At 42.6% G+C, this 2299-nt stretch carries 1 protein-coding gene and 2 pseudogenes; 2 read left to right on the top strand and 1 reads right to left on the bottom strand.

Features of this window, described 5'->3' with window-relative positions; translation table 11 throughout:
* Positions 1–302 (top strand): annotated as a pseudogene (locus A5481_RS31940) (class I SAM-dependent methyltransferase); the annotation flags it as partial.
* Positions 303–699: 397 nt separating this feature from the next.
* On the opposite strand, the gene A5481_RS33140 reads toward A5481_RS31940, so the two are convergent.
* Positions 700–1221 (bottom strand): phage tail protein, encoded by a 522-nt coding sequence (locus tag A5481_RS33140; RefSeq protein ID WP_245239240.1) that lies wholly within the window; start codon positions 1219–1221, stop codon positions 700–702.
* Positions 1222–1829: 608 nt separating this feature from the next.
* On the opposite strand from A5481_RS33140, the pseudogene A5481_RS34475 reads away from it, so the two are divergent.
* Positions 1830–2299, top strand: a pseudogene (locus A5481_RS34475) (hypothetical protein); the annotation flags it as partial.

The raw sequence follows: 2299 nt of genomic DNA, 5'->3' as shown, positions 1-2299 counted from the left end.
CCGAACGCGAAAACGCGCCAATGCCCGCAGGGGTGAGAGCCTTGGGTGATCTGGAAGGGCTCGCCCGCGAATTGGTTACTGCCGGCTACCGCACGCCTCGCATTCAGCATGTGACCTTCGACTATCAACTCGATGTTGCGATGTTGGACGATCCTGAGACACTTTTCGGCATGTCGCATGATTGGGTCGAACTGAGCGACGAGGAAAAGGCGGCAGTCATCGCCGAAGCGCGACGCATGGCGGCTGATCGGGCAATCCTGCCAATCCCGTCAACGGCGCTGATTGGTGTAGCGGACCGCTGACGAGCGTGCTCCTCCAACTGGTTCGTCCAGTGCCTGAAGCAGACCTTCCGAAGGTCGGCAACGGGTCGAAAGCGGCCCAAGACGACGCCCAAAATCCGCTAGGGTATATCCATGCGGATGATGTTTCTTGCATATAAGTCGTGCACGATGTATGTTGGCTGATCGAATTTACATGAACCTAACGCCGATCAAGTGGAAAAATCAATTAATTTATAAAAATATTGATATAGTTGTTACGCATAAATATACAAACACACTAGTAATTTTATTCATTGATAAAATAAACTGTATTAAATGCTGAATTGCCTTGAAAAATTATAAATTATAAAATATCCGTCCGACAAAATGGTTATACGTCGGACGGAATTCTAGTCTTGATTTACTATATCGATCAAGATTACTGTCTCGACGGGTAAATACCTTGGACTGCAATAATATATAGGACAGCTAACGAGGGTTGTATATTAGGATGCCCCTGTCCGCCACCCTGCTGGCCGATCGTGCTGGGGGCCAACGTAGCGGGATTTACCGGCGCTCCCGAACTAAAAGATGGGGCGACGATAGGCTGGCGCGCTGTACCCGTGTTGACCTCTGCGAAATTGTTAGCTGCAGGCGTCGTGGCACTACCAGGAGTCGCGTCTGCATTCATGGAATGGCTGTGAATGGGCATCTGTGATACTGTCAGGCTGACATTCTCCGTGCCGGCCTGCGTACCAATAGGGTAATTCGATAGACCTGTCCCCTGTCCAGCACCAATGATCGTGCGGCTCATAAGATTTGGCAGCGCGAAATTCGTTGTGCCATTGCCGCCGAACTGAGTGCCAAGAAGGGAGTATAAGGCAGTATACTGCTGGATTTGTAAGAGTCGGCCATCGCATGGGAGCCAACCTACTGGCGCATAGTTAAAGCCGACAGCCATTATCTGACCAAGGAACGGATCGCTCATAGTTTCACTCTAATGCGGAATTGCTGAAAGTAGCAACGAGGTATTGTTAGTTCTAAAATAATAAAAGCACAAGATTTTTCCGAATTTTTTTGCTATTATAGTATTTATCGTGAGCTAACAAATATTTTTGAATGATTTATTTAGCTTATAACAATAAAAAATATAACAAACTATAATCTTCATGTTTATATATATCAATGAAATACACTATATTTACTGTTACGGTTGTAGTTTACATTTTAGATAGGTATCACGTAAGACTTTTAGGATTTATAAAATATATATATAGTAACATAAATATGAAATATAATAAATTTATATTTCATATTTATGTTAAATTACAAATTATATTACTAGTATCCATAGTATTTACTTATATTTAAAAATTAAACGTGTAATATTCTATATGATTATCTCATATAGTGCCTTATTATGTCTTTTTATATTCAGGTGTGATAGATTTACAACCTTTCATAATTTTATATGGCTCTGTATTGTACATAGGTAAATAGTCTGTAGTATTTATTGTATGCAGGCAGACTCGCGTTTTTATTGGGTGCCGAAGCCGAAGGGAAAAGATTATGGCTAACAGCACAATTAATATTCGTGGTGTATTTTCAGATGGCAATGTCAATACTACTACAAGTGGTACAGTATATATATACTCACAAACTGGCGCAAATCAACCAGGAAATGGTTCCACCTACTTAGGTTCGGCTGCTCTTACGTTATCTCCAAACACCTCGCTTCAAGATCAATCTTTCTTTGTATACAATGCCAATCTTCCACAAGGTACTTATAATCTTGGATTGTACTTCCAATTTACTGGCAGTAACAATTCGCCGACAGAAAGCTTTACCTATACAATTACTAATTCTTCTGGACAGATATTTAGTCAAACTGTTGCGCCAACAACAGTAAATGATACGAACTTCGGTAGTACGCGCTACGAATACGATGCCAATAATATCGTAGTGCCTGCCTCAGTTGGCCCAACAGGTCCAGCAGGTCCAGTAGGCACGACGGGTGGTCAGGGTGCCACCGGCGCCGC

It is taken from the genome of Methylobacterium platani (assembly GCF_001653715.1).
GTDB classification, from domain to species: Bacteria; Pseudomonadota; Alphaproteobacteria; order Rhizobiales; family Beijerinckiaceae; genus Methylobacterium; species Methylobacterium platani.
Note: the sequence above shows the minus strand (reverse complement) of the source record. Positions and strands in the feature narration are given on the sequence as shown.

Bases quoted from the DNA above. Each gene is read 5' to 3' on its own strand.
- A5481_RS33140 (WP_245239240.1), bottom strand. From the start codon at position 1,221: ATGGCTGTCGGCTTTAACTATGCGCCAGTAGGTTGGCTCCCATGCGAT.